Raw genomic sequence first — 14,668 nt, forward strand, 5'->3', positions numbered from 1 at the left:
TTACAGCTGATTTTTCAGCTCTTTTTTGCGCTCATACATCCTTTTGTCCGCAATTTTGAAAAGTTCTGCAAAGGATGCTGATTTTTCTGCCTTGAAGTCGGCAAAACCGTCTGAAATAACTACAAGTCCTTGTTTTTTGTTGTCATCTATCTTTTTATTGAAGGCGGCAAGCAGTCTGCTTTTGTTTTTATAATCTTCACCCAGCAGAAAGGCAACAAATTCATCACCGCCGATTCTGTAAACCGGGCTGTGCTTAAAAGTCTGGCAGATAATGTTTGATGCCGCCCTGATGATTTTATCTCCTTCCTCATGTCCCTTTGTATCATTTGTCTTTTTTAAGTCATTTACGTCAAAAACAATAAGGCCAAAGTCATCAAGAAGTCCTTTTTTCGTACGGTTGTCGATTCCCTGACAGTCTTCCTGATATGCAGCCTTGCTTTTTACGCCGGTAAGGGGATCTCTGAAAGCAATCTGGCGGGCCGATGAAATTTCAATTTCCTGAATTTTTTCTATCTGCATAAGCCGGTGCAGCTCTTCCTGACGGCTGCTTCTTTCATCTTCTACAACAAAGGTATGGATGATGCAGGTACCCAGAAGAAAGCCGATGGAATAGAATGGCGTATTAAAATCCAGAAACTGCAATGCTATGAAAATCGTCATTACAATGCCGAACATTTCAATTGCCCGGTAACGCAGCTTAATCTTGCCGCTTGTCTTGAAAACCGCAGCAGTCATGTAAATTGTTGTGGCAAGAAACATCAAAAACTGGAAAAGCATGCTGAAATGCCTTGCCCTTCCTGTGTGGTAATTTCCATTGTCGTCAAACCAGAATGCAATAGGAATGAAGATGTTTATAATCAGTATGACAGTCTGTGCTGCAATAAAGATAGCGCCGCAATATTTAAGGAATATTGTAAAGCCAATCCTGTCCTTGATGTATTCGATGACAAAGCGGGTCCATTGTAAAATTACAAAAGCCATTACCATAAAGTAGATTTCGGTCTCATAGAAACTTATGTATTTTAAATTAAAGCAGATGAGGATACCCCAGGTAATATCTACAATGTAAAAGACAATCAGGGTGTAAAGGAATTTTTTATAAGCCAGACTTGCGGGAATTCTGTCCGACGGAATTCTTTTAAAAAGAATATTGAAGTTTATGATGAGATGAATCAGTAATGATAAAACGCCAACTTCTGCATAATGCATTTTTATTCATTATAACACGTTTTTATGGAAATATAGAAATAAAATGTAAGTAAAAATCATAAATTTTTACTGTCTGAAACTACCTGATTCTTACCGTGAGTTTTTGCGTAATAAAGACAGTTGTCCACACGCTTGTAAAAACTCTTGTTATCATCATCATCCCGCAGGGCTGCTACTCCAAGAGAAATTGTTATTTGTGGCATCTTTTCCCACTGAAGCTTATGAACTTCGCTGCGGATTCTTTCTGCTATTGAAAGGGCATTTTCCCTTTCTGTATCAGGAAGAAGAATCATAAACTCTTCTCCGCCCCAGCGGCCCATAGAATCATGTCCCCTTATGCACTGTTTTGCTGTCTGCGCAACGCGGACAAGAACTTCGTCTCCCATATCGTGGCCGTAGGTGTCGTTTACCTTCTTAAAATTATCAATATCGAACATAATCAGATTGATATTTTTTGATTCCCTCTTTGACAGTTCATAATTGATAAGTTCTGAAATCTTTTTTCGGTTGAAAACTTTTGTCAGGCCGTCGGTAGTGGCAATTTCTTCAAGCTTAAGGTTTGCAAGGTAAAGGTCGCGGCTTGTTGCGTGAAGGAAATTTACAAGACGGTCTTCAAATGGAATAAGTTTTTCTTTTTTATTGTTAAGAGAAATTTCTGTACCAAGTTTGTTAAAGTCGATAAAACGGCTGTTTCCATAAAAGAAATCTTCCACATAGCAGTCCTCTGAGTACATGGATTCCTGAATGTCATCAACTTCCTTAAAGCCGATGGCAAGCAGGGCACTGTTTTGTAAGCCGCCAGTTTTATTTCTGTAAAGGATTTCTGCAAAGGCAAAGCAGCCTGCAGTTTCCCTGTAAAAGTTTGAAAAGGCCTGAAGTTCAAGCAGTTCGTCTTCTTTTAAATATGCCTGACGGTTTCGGCAAATATGAAGAATAAGGCCTTCAAGATTTTTTCGGCTCATGTATTCTGCAAGGTTGAAGCTCTGCTGCAAAATGATTTTTTTTGCTCCGTAAGAAAAGACAAGTTTTTCTCCCTTTCTTATGTCTGCCGTAAAGTGAATGAAACCTTTTTCATCTTTTACAATAGGAATTCTTGCAAGCCATTTTCCAGAGCGTCTGAGCATAAAAGGGAATTCGCAGGTGTTTTCAAGAAAGTTTTTTGATGAGGTAACGCCAAGATAATTTTTATAAATATCACCTGCAAGAATATTATCAATTGTTTTCAGGATATGATTGTCAATTACCTCGGTTACTTCCATTTCCTTTCCAACAGGCGTCCATCCCAGAGTTGATTCTGCATAGACTTTGAGATTTTTACCCCTGAAGAAGGTAATGACTATTCCGCTTTTATGAACTTCGTTTCCGAATACAAGAAGTTTCTGGGGAACGCTGCCTGCTTCAAAGCCGGCGCCTGCGCCAAAAATAGGAATATCGGCTTCTTCCAGATTAAATGATGAAAGAAAATCGTTAGTAATTTTATTCTGAAGAGGAGTTGTGTAAACCTGGATAGCTTTGAGGTCCTTCAGGTTTTTCATCTTATTTACGAAAGCTTTTTTTGCTTCTTCAACAGGTGTTTTTACAAAATCAAATTCAAGAACATCAATTTCAGATTTTTCAAAGAGAAAGACAGTCAGGATTGTAGTTCCTTTTACAGGATCTCCCTGGGCAAAGCCCTGAAGGCAGGTCAGTCCGGAAACTTTTGCCTTATCAAGAATCTTTTTTATGCTGCAGGTAATATAGGAAATATAGTCTTTCTGAATTCTTTCTGTAAAAATATTTACCAGCACAGATTTTGCATTTTTATAATCAGCGCTGTTTTTGATTTCGTTCAGAAATTTTACTGCGTCATAACTGTCCTGAATAGCGCAAGTCTTCTGTTTCATAAAAAAGCTCCTCTACTGATAATGATACATTAGAAAATCTGATTTTCATAATAAAAAATGCTTGCATTCGCCCGGAAATCTTATTAGCTTTAAAATGAGGTAATTTATGACAACAAACGAAAGAGCCGAGATGGCAGCAGGATATAAATCATCAGGAATGTGTAACTGCTGTCAGGCTGTAATGAAAGCATACAGTGACAGTGTAAATGTAAGTGAAGATAATTTGATGCAGATGGGAGCCGGCTTTGGCGGCGGCATGGGCTGTATGGGAGCAACCTGTGGAGCCCTTGTTGGCGCCGGCTTTATTGCAGGGCTGAAAACAGAAGGGCAGGCAACAACCCGAGTAACAAAACAGGTGCTTGCAAAGTTCCAGGAAAAATGTGGGGCAACAATCTGCGGGGACTTAAAAGGTATTAAAACCGGTAAGGTTTTGTGCTCCTGTGATAACTGCGTAAGAAATGCGGTGCTGTCGCTGGAAGAGGTGCTGGCTTAGGTGACTTGCCCATGTGGCAGTGCTGTATTCCCGTGGGCTGTTCTCTTATAGCGTGATTTTTCCGTTAGATAAATCTTTTAATTTTGAAGCAAAGGCCTGATATTCGTCGGACTGAATTTCGCCTGTCAGGGTAACTTCAGTTCCGAATTCTTCCTTTATATTCCAGAAGTGAAAGCTTCCGCATTCCATAAGGTTTTTAACAGGCTTTAATAAAGAGTAGTCTGTGCTGAAGGTGAAGGCTCTTTTTTCTACCAGCGGCTGAAAGGCTCCCTCCTGGTCTGCGGCTGCGATTACTCCCTTTGCTCCGTTTCCGTAAGCCTTTACAAGCCCCCCTGTTCCAAGCAGAGTTCCCCCGAACCAGCGGGTAATAGTAAGAATTACGTTTGTGCAGCCCCGGCCTGAAAGCACATCCAGGGCCGGCCTGCCTGCAGTTCCTGATGGCTCTCCGTCATCACTCATGCCTTTTACTTCTGCACCGTTACCGGTAATAAAGGCGTGTACTACGTGGGTGGCATCGGCATATTTTGCTTTCTGTGCTTTAAGTATTTCTCGAGCCTCCGCCTGCGAAGAGCAGGGAATAAGTTCCGAGAGAAATCGCGAGCCTTTTATAGTTTCTTCGTAAGTTACGTGTTTTTCAAGAATGTCCATAGATGAGGAATTAAGCGGATTTTCCTTTTCTATTAATATCAGTTATTCCAAGCAGAAGATTTGGAACATATAAATCTTCATCAAGATTATCCCAGTGAATTCCAAGTCCTCCACCGCTTAATTCGTATTTGCTAAGTTCTTCAGTATTTGCATTCTGGAGAGTTGGAAAGAAAACTAATGGTAATGAAAGTTGTCTGCCGTCAAGTAAAAGCAGCCACAAATTATCTGCATCAAACCAGACTTTCTGAGCTTTTGCATTATTCAAAGAAAAATCCATTCCAAGCCTCCTTTATTTTCTTAGTATTTTCGTTAATTATAGTCGATATCTCATTCAGTTCTTTTGCTGTAAATCCAATGTTGTCTGCCAGTGAACATTTTTCAGAAATCCAGAACTTTGCAAGAGCTCCGTTTTTTCTTACATGAATATGGCAAGGCTCCTGTGGATTTCCTTCATTTGAGAAAAAGAAAAATCTATAGCCCTTTTCGTTTAGAACTGTTGGCATGTTGTTAGTTTAACATATATTCTCTTTTTTTCAATAAGGAGAGTATTTTGAAATTCATAAGTTTATTTTAATCTCTCTGGCAACGATAGTTCCAAACAGTTTGGATAATACTTTCTGTACAACTTTATTGTAAAAGCTGCTTCGTATTCTATTTTTATTTTGAGCATTTCTGTTTCTAATTTTAAGAGAATAAAAACTATACCTATTGTCTTACTGTGGTATAATTAAATTATGAATAATTCTATTACTATAAGTACAGAACGAGCTTCTAGGTTTATTATAAAAGAAATAAATCTTTTATCATTTATTATTATATTTTTATTAAGTTTTGTTCCTATTTTTGCTAAAAATAATGCTCCTGAAATAAGTCCCGAAGCATTAGAATATATAAATCGACCAGTAAAAAAATTTTATTCATTTAATCAAATATATGAAACTAATTCAAATTTAATTTTCTTTGATTTTACAGGTTTTGATGTTGGTTGGTGTATTGTAAAAAATAATACTGATAAAACAATAGATGTTTCATGTTTACAAGGTATAGATGAAAATTCAACAATTGTCCCATCAAATAGTTATAATTATTTTTACTGTTATCATTCAGATCTAAAACCAAATTATGAACATATTTTATTAGATAATTATGAATTAACACTAGGTGAACATGTCATAAATGATTATGATTATTCGCTTCGCTGGGATGGTATAGAAAAACTCGCATTAGAAATTTCTAACGGTAATGTAACAAAATACGAACTTTCTACAGCAAACGTTACGAATTGGAGAAGCAATATGTCAAGAGCGATTGTTATTACAATCCTTGACTTTGAAGAAAAGAATGTTGATTTACTACCAAAAGAAATAGATATTGTTGATACACATTTCTTAAATGATGCTAATTCCCAATTTATAAAAAATAAATTCCATAAAGAAAAGAAGTACTTTACAGAAGCATATTTTTTTTATAATGAAGATGAAGCAGCTATAAGAGTTAGAAATAAATGGTATAAAACAACAGATTTAATAAAAGAGCAATGTAATGATTTTATTTCTAAGAACCCTGATATAAAAACAATTACAGCTGAAACTGAAAACATGTATACATTTATTTTTGAAAAAAATACGGATTCGTTTTTCGTTTTAACTGCAATTGAAGGGTACTGTTGGGATTCTTTGCCGGAAGTTTTATTTTCAGAAAAACATTATAAGAAAATTAATGACTCAATAAAAGGTAAAGTGCTAACTTTGTCTATTCGCGATGCTAACTTTATTAATAACAATCCATATGGTTTTAAAAAGAATTATTACTATAATGATGAACACAAATGGGGTTATGTTTATCAATGGATAGATGAAAAAACATGTCTTTATGATTTTGCACCTGATACAGCATATACAGCAGGCCAAGGTTTAGCACTAGTTGTTTTTGATAATAGTATTCAGCAATTTCCATTTAATAAAAAAATCTTATACCATTACGAAGGTGCATATACTTATGACACCTCAGATGGTGGTACAAATACAGTCCCAAAATTTTCAGTTATTTTTAGTACAGATGATTATAATATACCTTCAGATATTCCATCAAATACAGAATTTGAAATGAAAGAGCTTTCCTATAAAGATTATTGTTTTAAAAACAATAATCCTTATGGTTTTCTTAAAAATTGTAAATATACTGAAAATAAAACGATTAAAGGCAAAGTATTACAGTGGTTGGAAGATGGGTGTTTATATGATTTTGCAGGTCCTATTACAGAATTAAATTATTTTTGTATTTCTTATTTAGTATTAGCAGAAGAAGATCGCAATAAATTTTTTGATTCAGATATTTCACATTATTTTATATATTCAGGTGTTTTCTGTTATGAAAATGTAAATAATCAAATGCTTACAGTTCCTATGTTCAAAGTTGTTTTTGACGAAAACTAATGGAATAAAATTTTTTTTCATAAAAACGGGGGATTTTAAGGGGGCTTGCCCCCTTAGGCGAGAGGGTAGCGGACAAGTAACAAAGCGGAGCGAATCGGCACTGCTTGCAGGGGCGATTCGTGGAGCGACTTACTTGGGAGCGAGGGAGAGACTTCTCCCTCCTTCCTAAAACCTTGAACCTAGCACCTGTAACCTACAACGGCAATTCCCCGTTCACTGGCTTGGCACTCTGCACCTCAATCGTCTGCACTTCCTTGGCGGCGACGCGGACTCCCTTGGCTTTAAGCGACTTCTCTTCGTAATCGCCGGCCTTGAACTTTTCGGACAAAATCTTAACCTTTGGCTTCTTAACGTAGTTAAGCTGGAAGGCAAAAGCTTTGCGGGTGTCGATGTGGAGAACTTCCATGCCGTCCGGGGCAAAAAAGTAGTCGCGGTTCATGATGTAAGACGGAATCTTACAGCGTTTGATGTAAACGTACTGAGTTTCCGGGTCGCGGTACAAAATCGTAAAGAGGACTTTTGAAAGGTTGTCCTTGTCTGCAAGTCCGCAGAAAGCCATACCAGGGCCCACGAAAATCTTTTTAGGGCATTCGCTGACAGAGTAAATGCCGCTTTTTCGCACATAGAGAACCTTGTCGTAAGGGGTAACCTTTAGCATTTCGTTGCCGCCGGAAACTTCTACACCAAGATAGCCGGATTTTTCGTCGTAGTGAAGGGACATATCGCGTTTTACAACCTTCTTTACGTCCACAGTCTTGATGTTTGTAAGATGTGTGCGGCGTTTTGTTGTGGCGGCGTCCAGTTTTGCTTCAATTCCGTCAAGCCAGCTTACGGCGTAATCTACCAGGTGCTTCAAAAGGCGGTTGATTTCCTTGATGCGGTCGTTGATTGCCTTTACTTCCTGGCGGTTTTTATTCATGTCGTAAAGAGAGATGCGGCGGATCGGGATTTTAAGAAGATGGTCAACGTCTTCGTCTGTGAGCGGGCGGATAAGTTCTGCCGCAAACGGCTTGAATCCGTCTTTTACTGCCTTGAGAACGCCTTCCTCTGTTTTTTGAGTTTCGATTTTTTTATAAATGCGTTCTTCAACAAAAATGCGCTCGATTGTGCGCAGGTGAAGTTTTTCTGTAAGCTCGCGTTTTTCAAGTTCCAGCTCGTCCTTCAAAACGCCAAGCAGCTGCTTTGAATGGTACTCGATTACCTGGGTACAGGTCATCTGCACCGGCATGTTGTCCTTGATTACCAGAAGATTACAGTAAACGGTCTGTTCGCAGTCTGTAAAGGCATAGAGGGCGTCTACCACATCCTTTGTGTAAACTCCGCGCTGGAGTCGGATTTCAATATTAACTTTGTCCGAAGTGTAGTCCTGAATGGAAGCGATTTTGATTTTTCCGTTTTTAGCGGCCTTTTCGATAGAATCTGTAAGGCTTTCTGTTGTCGAACCGTAAGGAAGCTCTGTGATTACGATTTTCTTTTCGTCCGAAAGGTCCAGTTTTGCGCGGGTAACGATTTTTCCAAGTCCGTCCTGATAGTCTGAAACGTCAATAAGACCGCCTGTAGGGAAGTCAGGGTAGAGCTGAAATTTTTCTCCGCGCAGGCATTTGCGTTCAGCGTCAATTACTTCGTGAATATTGTGGCTCAAAATCGAAGTGCTCATACCAACGGCAATACCTTCTGCGCCCAAAATAAGGCAGAGCGGCAGCTTTGCGCGGAAAGTTACAGGCTCTTCGTCGCGTCCGTCGTATGTCGGAATGTAATTTGTGATTTTCGGGTTATAAAGGATGTCTTTTGTAATTCCCTTAAGACGGCATTCAATGTATCGGGGAGCCGAAGCGCCGTCGCCGGTCAGCATATTACCAAAGTTTCCCTGCTTGTCGATAAAAAGTTCCTTGTTTGCAAGGTTTACCAGGGCCGCGTAAATGGAAGCGTCTCCGTGAGGGTGGTAGGCCATAACCTTTCCCACAACGTTTGCAACCTTAGTAAAGCGTCCGTCATCAGTTTTTAAAAGTGTATGAAGTATTCGTCTCTGAACAGGTTTGAGTCCGTCTGTGATTTCCGGAATTGCACGGTCGCGAATTACATAGCTCGCGTACTGAATAAAGTTTGAATCGAATAAATTTTTTACGTATGCCATTTTCCCACCGGTTTTTATTTTAAAGCAAAAGAAAAATTTTATCTAGGGTGGGGAAAGCCTTCCCCTCGCTCCAGCTGCTGCGCATCTTCCGCTACCCCTTCCAGCGGGGGAAAGCCCCCGCAACGCCCCCTTTTTTTATAAAGCAGCGCCTTCGCAGCATAGCTGCTCGGAGACTCGCTTAAAACGCTCCACTGGAGCGTTTTACCGGCTAAAGCCGTCGCTCCCTAGATTTTGCACCACACTTTGCGACCGCAAGCCCTGCTTTTTGATATGTAGATATTTCACTCTTTTAATGGTAAAATATATTATCAGTTTTTTTGAGGTTTTTAATGCAGGGAACTGTTCAGGCTGGAACGAACAATACTTTTACTGTTGAATGTGATGACGATATAACGCGCCAATGTACCATTAAGGGCAAGGTTTTAAAATCTGACAGGCAGTTTTATAACCCTCTTGCTCCGGGCGATGTCGTTGAAGTTGAACCAGACCCAATAAACGAAGAAAAAGGGCAGGTGCTTTCGCTTCTGCCCAGGAAAAATACCTTTTTGCGCTGGAATGTAAAAGGCCGCTGTCCTCAGCTTCTGGCAAGTAACCTTGATTATCTTATTCTTGTTACAACTCCTGACGAACCGCCTTTCCGTCCCCGCTTTATTGACCGCGCCCTTGCTCAGGCAGAACATCAGGGAATTACTCCTGTTATTGTCTGCAATAAATATGATTTAGCCGAAAACATGCAGAATGATGACCGTCAGGCAGAGTTTGAAGAAATTGACCGCCGTCTTTCTATCTGGGCAGATTTAGGTTATAAGGTTCTGCGTCTTTCTGCAAAAACCGGCGAAGGAATGACAGAGTTTGCTGAACTACTGGAAAATCATACTTCGGCTTTTGTAGGGCAGTCCGGTGTTGGTAAGTCCAGCCTTATAAACGTAATGGACTCTACCTGCGTTCTTAAAACCGGAAGCCTTTCTAAAAAATACGGAAGAGGAAGCCATACCACAACAAAGGGAACTTTAATTCACCTTTCGCTCAATGAATCTTTGATGGAAGGCGTTCAGGGACGAAAGGCTCATATTATCGACACTCCGGGAATCCGCCGTTTTGTCCTGGATGATATTGAAGCCGGGGATTTGGCCCTTTACTTCCGCGAGTTTGAACCATTTATAGGAAAATGCAAATTCGGACTTGGCTGCTCTCATCTTACAGAGCCGGAATGCGCCGTTATTCAGGCAGTGCGTGACGGAAAAATTACCTCGGAACGTTACGACAGCTGGCAGCGCATTTCTAATGAAATCAGAACAGGCAGCTGGGAAGACTAATTTTTATTTTTAACTGAAAAAATTTATGAACGAAAAAACACTTACTGAAATAGATTATTTTAGAATCAGGGATGAAATTTCGCTTTTCTGTTTAAGTGAAGAAGGAAAGTACGACCTTCAGAACCGGGAGCCTTTTACAGAATCAAAAAAAATCGAGTTTTACAAAAACTGCAGCCGCGAATGGAAAGACTGGCTTTCGGCCGTAAAGGGAAGTCCTTTTTCTGCCTGGGGACCGGTGCACGGTCTTACTCCAATTATCAAGACAAACGGGGCCAGCCTTACTCTTGAACAGGTAAAGGCACTGGGAGAATTCTGTACAGCTGCAGAAAATGTAAAGGCTGCCGTCTTAAATCATAAAGAAGCGCTCAATTTAAAAGCTTTAACTTCTCAGGTGGAACTGCTACCGGATATTTCAGAAACTTCCAGAAAAATTTTCAGAATTATTACAAAAGACGGTGAGATGCGTGAACTGCCGGAAATTGCAGAAATCCGCTCAAAAATTGCCAGCCTCAACAGCCAGATTAAAAACATAATGAAAAAGTTTACCGGAGACCAGAAATATGCGGCTGTGCTTGAATCCAGTGTTCCGGTTTTACGCGGGGGCAGGCAGGTTCTTGCAGTTAAGGCAAATCAGCAGACCCGCATTAAGGGAATTATCCACGATGTTTCTGCAAGCGCCCAGACAGTTTTTATTGAGCCTGAAGAAGCAGTTTTTTGCAGCAACGAACTTATTCAAAAGGAATACGAGCTTCAGTCTGTAATTAAGCGCATTCTGACAGAACTCACTGCCGATTTACAGCCTTCAATTCCTGTAATCCGCGACAGCCTTCCACTTATGAAAATCTTTGACACGACGCTTGCCGCTGCCCGCTGGGGAATGGAACATTCATGCGTCTATGCGCAAAAATGCGGGAAGGAGATTGCGTCGGGTCACACTTATCATTCCGGGGCTGACTCAGAACCTCCGCTTTTGCTGCAGGCCCGCCATCCTCTTCTGGGTGAAAAATGCGTGCCGATCGATATCCGCTTTATGACGGGAAAACGGGTTCTTATTATTACGGGCCCAAATACCGGCGGAAAAACCGTCACCTTAAAAACTTTCGCCCTTCTTTCCATGCTCAATCAGTCGGGCTTCCCGGTTCCTGCGGGCGAGGGCACACGTCTTCCTGTTTTCTCCAACGTTTTTGCAGACATCGGTGACGACCAGAGCCTGGATCAGAGCCTTTCTACCTTCAGCGGCCACATGAAAAATATTGCCCACGCAATTAATGCCGCCCGCGAAGACACTCTTATTCTGCTTGACGAGCTTGGAAGCGGCACCGATCCTCAGGAAGGAACTGCAATTTCCATGGCAGTGCTGGACAAGCTGATTGAAAAGGGCAGCTTTGTCCTTGTTACAACCCACCAGGGCATTTTGAAAAACTACGGCTACACCAACGAGTCTTGCGTAAATGCCAGCGTTGAGTTTGATACAAATACTTTGTCGCCGTCTTACCGCCTTTTGATGGGCGTTCCCGGCGAAAGTCACGCGCTTGATATTGCCCAGAAGTCCGGTCTTCCCCGCGAAATCTGCCGTGCCGCCCGCGACTACATTGCAACCGAGCAGGCTGACGTTTCCGCCCTTATCCGCGGTCTCAACCAGAAGCACCTTGAGCTTGATAAAATGCAGTCTGCCGCCCGCCGCGAAGCCGATTTAATAGAAGAAAATAACCTGAAGCTCCGCGAAAAAGAAGTCGAACTTCGCCGCAAGGAGCACGAGCTTAAAAGCGGAAAGCAGCAGGAAATGTACGATTTCCTTGTTCATTCCCGCCGCCAGCTTGAAAATCTTGTCCGCCAGATTAAGGAAGGCGAGCTTACTCGCGAAAAAACTCTTGGCGTAAAGGGCTTTATTTCCGACCTTGAAAAAAATGTTGCCCGCCTTGATAAAAAAATTGAAGCCGAGGGCGAGGAACTAGAAAAAGCCGCCGAGGAACTTAAAAAAGCAAAGGAAAAGAGAAAGCATCCCGCTTCTAACAAAACGACAAAGAAAAAACTCAGCCTTGCAGAGGCCCTTAAAACCGCAACTTCTGTTACGGAAGATGAATCCGCGCAGGGCGCGGCCGGGGGATTAGGCACCGGCACTAAGGCAAGTGCCGGCAAAAATACCGCTGCCCCTAGTCTCGTATTTGAAGTGGGTGCCTCTGTTAAATCAAAGAATGGCGGGAATAGCGGAATAATCACCGGTTCTGCAAAAAAGGGAGTCTGGCAGGTTCAGTTCGGCAGTATAAAAATGACAATGAAGGAAAAAGACCTTCAGCTTGTTAATGCCCCTCAGAATCTTGTGCCTTCTTACAGCGTAGATATGGCACCTAACGTTTACGAATACGGCGATAACGTTATCGTGGAAAAAGAAGGCACCCGCCCGGTTTACGAACTCCGACTTCTTGGAATGTACGCCGAAGAAGCTGTTAAAGCTCTTGAACGGCAGATAGACTTGTGCGTGCTAAATAATTTTGACCACTTCAGCGTAATTCATGGAAAGGGCAACGGAGTTTTGCAGCAGGCTGTCCGCGACTATCTTTCCCACAGCCCTGCCGTTGCCGATTTTGAATACGCCCCGGCAGAAGACGGCGGCGCCGGCAAGACTTACGTGACTTTGTGCAAATAGAGGAACTTCAGATGAAACTTCTGATACTTTGGAGAACTAGAAAAAATGGCGCGAGCGGAGATTGTTTTAGAAAAACGTCTCTCATATTTTGGAAAGATAAAAAATAGCGCGAAGGAGTATAGCGTGGGGCAAAAACATTCTATTTTTGTCTGCCGCGATAGCGGCGCATTCAATAGTTTCCTTACAAAAATAGCATGTAGCGCGGTACCGCGCGGTTTTGTACCACGCTATGCGACTGGGAGCTATTTTTTTTTGTAGGAATAATTTTTAAGGGAGATGTTTTATATGGAATGGTTTGAATCTGAAGATTTCTGGAAAAACTACGGCCCCATTATGTTCGACGAAGCCCACTGGGCAGAAGCTCCAGCTGTTGCTGACCGAGTAAAAAAACTTGCAGGTCTGAAAGACGGAGACACCATTCTTGATGCCGGCTGCGGAGTAGGGCGCATTAGTGTAGAACTGGCTGCTCTGGACCTTAAGGTAACCGGCACTGATATAATTCAGGCTGAACTTGATACCGCCGCAGAATCTGCCCGTGATGAAGGCGTTGAAATTGAATTTGTAAAAGCCGATATGAGAAAGTGGTGCCGCCCGGCCGCCTTTGACTGCGTTGTAAACCTTTATACTTCCTTCGGCTACTGTGACACTGTCGAAGAGGACATGGCATATTTAAAGAATATGTGTGACTGCGTGCGGGAAGGGGGCACTTTCATTTTTGAAGGCACTACCCGCGAAATTGCCGCCATGTATTTTACCGAAGGCGAATGGTTCGAACGTGCCGGTTACACAGTTCTTACTGAGTTCGGTGTTGTCGGCGCCTGGGAAGGCCTCCGATCCAAATGGATATTAATCGATAAAGAGGGAATGCGCCCCCGCATAGAACACGAATTCGTCCAGCGCCTTTACCCTGCAAGCTTCCTCCGTGATAAGCTTTTAGAATTCGGCTTCAGCCAGGTTCAGGTTTACGGAGACTGGGAAGAATCTCCTTACGACCACAAGGCCGCTACCTGCGTAATTGTCGCAAAGATGTAGAAGGAATTCATAACTTCTTATAGCCTCAGTTTCACAAGAAAACTTCCTGCACTTCCGATACAGACTCCTCCGCAAAAGCCGAACAAAAAGTATCTTGCCTTAAGCTTTGATGGCGGATTTTGCAGGGCAAAGTTCTGACCGTTACAATATCCTTCCTTATAGCCGCACTTCCAACCGGCAGAATAGGCTTCTTTTATATAGTTTTCCGAAAGGGCGTTCAGTTCATTTACAAGGTTCTGGACTTCTGCATCCGTCCAAAGTCTTTCTGTAAATTCGTTCTGCGTCTTTTCTGTACTTACTGGCAAGCTCTGTGCATTCAGCATTGCAAGCGTCACCGTAAAGGCCGTAAGGCATACCAGAACCTTTTTTAACTTCATTTTTACCCCCATTTGCATTTTGTTTTTTCAGGCAGAGTGCAAGGGCGGCGGCAGCCCCCGCAAAGAAAAAGGCTGAAAATTGTAATTTCATAAGTCAGTTATTTTAAGGTACCTTCCCCGGGTTCAGATTTAAACTTCTGAATCCGGGGATTTTTTGTACTATCTGGCCATAAAGGGCTTTCTACTTTGCGGTAAAGTCGAAAGCCTTTTATGGCAAAGGGCTTTCAGTTTCAGAGCAAAGTTGAAAGTACCAGGTGTTAAAAGTGAAAGGGCTTTGCCGCAAAGTAGAAAGCCCTTTGCTCTAAAAGTCTTTGGGGTTTGCAGAAAAGCACAAAGTCCTATGCTCTAAAGCCCGGTAACCTTGGTTATTAATTCTCATATTATATATAACAATTTATTAATATTTGTTATTATTTGAAAAATTTTTGGAGAGAAAAAGTGAGTAATTTTAAAACATGCCTGTATTCAAACAGTCAGGTATTAACAAGGAAACA

At 41.6% G+C, this 14,668-nt stretch carries 12 protein-coding genes; 5 read left to right on the forward strand and 7 right to left on the reverse strand.

Features of this window, described 5'->3' with window-relative positions; translation table 11 throughout:
• Entirely contained in the window at positions 1–1,209 is a 1,209-nt protein-coding gene (locus tag T530_RS0110110; protein WP_027728907.1) for a GGDEF domain-containing protein, read from the reverse strand.
• A gap of 56 nt (positions 1,210–1,265) precedes the next feature.
• Complete coding sequence (locus T530_RS0110115; RefSeq protein WP_027728908.1) at positions 1,266–3,092, reverse strand: diguanylate cyclase; 1,827 nt, start codon at positions 3,090–3,092, stop codon at positions 1,266–1,268.
• Between the two features lie 106 nt (positions 3,093–3,198).
• On the opposite strand from T530_RS0110115, the gene T530_RS0110120 reads away from it, so the two are divergent.
• The gene (locus tag T530_RS0110120; RefSeq protein WP_027728909.1) at positions 3,199–3,585 is read left to right on the forward strand and encodes a C-GCAxxG-C-C family protein; all 387 of its coding nucleotides are present in this window, start codon (positions 3,199–3,201) and stop codon (positions 3,583–3,585) included.
• Between the two features lie 45 nt (positions 3,586–3,630).
• On the opposite strand, the gene T530_RS0110125 is transcribed toward T530_RS0110120, so the two are convergent.
• Genes T530_RS0110125 through T530_RS0110135 form a run of 3 tightly spaced genes read right to left on the reverse strand, consistent with a single transcriptional unit; the run spans position 3,631 to position 4,736 of the window.
• Complete coding sequence (locus T530_RS0110125; protein ID WP_027728910.1) at positions 3,631–4,233, reverse strand: YigZ family protein; 603 nt, start codon at positions 4,231–4,233, stop codon at positions 3,631–3,633.
• Between the two features lie 10 nt (positions 4,234–4,243).
• The gene (locus T530_RS0110130) at positions 4,244–4,510 is read right to left on the reverse strand and encodes a DUF2442 domain-containing protein (protein WP_027728911.1); all 267 of its coding nucleotides are present in this window, start codon (positions 4,508–4,510) and stop codon (positions 4,244–4,246) included.
• Positions 4,491–4,736, reverse strand: coding sequence for a DUF4160 domain-containing protein (locus T530_RS0110135; protein ID WP_027728912.1), 246 nt, complete (start codon positions 4,734–4,736; stop codon positions 4,491–4,493). Before T530_RS0110135 ends, T530_RS0110130 begins: the two co-directional genes overlap by 20 nt.
• A gap of 231 nt (positions 4,737–4,967) precedes the next feature.
• Between T530_RS0110135 and T530_RS0110140 the strand changes: the two genes are divergently transcribed.
• Entirely contained in the window at positions 4,968–6,668 is a 1,701-nt protein-coding gene (locus T530_RS0110140) for a hypothetical protein (protein WP_027728913.1), read from the forward strand.
• Between the two features lie 193 nt (positions 6,669–6,861).
• Here the strand turns inward: T530_RS0110140 and T530_RS0110145 are convergent, their stop codons facing one another.
• Positions 6,862–8,802 (reverse strand): DNA topoisomerase IV subunit A, encoded by a 1,941-nt coding sequence (locus tag T530_RS0110145; RefSeq protein WP_027728914.1) that lies wholly within the window; start codon positions 8,800–8,802, stop codon positions 6,862–6,864.
• Between the two features lie 329 nt (positions 8,803–9,131).
• Between T530_RS0110145 and rsgA the strand changes: the two genes are divergently transcribed.
• From rsgA to T530_RS0110165, 3 genes are all read left to right on the forward strand, one after another.
• Positions 9,132–10,118: a ribosome small subunit-dependent GTPase A gene (rsgA, locus tag T530_RS0110150; protein ID WP_027728915.1), complete on the forward strand. Its 987-nt coding sequence runs from the start codon at positions 9,132–9,134 to the stop codon at positions 10,116–10,118.
• A 25-nt stretch (positions 10,119–10,143) separates the two neighbouring features.
• Positions 10,144–12,765, forward strand: coding sequence for an endonuclease MutS2 (locus T530_RS0110155; protein ID WP_027728916.1), 2,622 nt, complete (start codon positions 10,144–10,146; stop codon positions 12,763–12,765).
• A gap of 285 nt (positions 12,766–13,050) precedes the next feature.
• On the forward strand, positions 13,051–13,797 hold the full coding sequence (locus T530_RS0110165; protein ID WP_027728918.1) for a class I SAM-dependent methyltransferase: 747 nt from the start codon (positions 13,051–13,053) through the stop codon (positions 13,795–13,797).
• A 17-nt stretch (positions 13,798–13,814) separates the two neighbouring features.
• On the opposite strand, the gene T530_RS0110170 is transcribed toward T530_RS0110165, so the two are convergent.
• Complete coding sequence (locus tag T530_RS0110170) at positions 13,815–14,174, reverse strand: hypothetical protein (RefSeq protein WP_027728919.1); 360 nt, start codon at positions 14,172–14,174, stop codon at positions 13,815–13,817.
• Positions 14,175–14,668 lie beyond the last annotated feature (494 nt).

Source organism: Treponema sp. C6A8 (genome assembly GCF_000619925.1).
Taxonomy (GTDB): Bacteria; Spirochaetota; Spirochaetia; order Treponematales; family Treponemataceae; genus Treponema_D.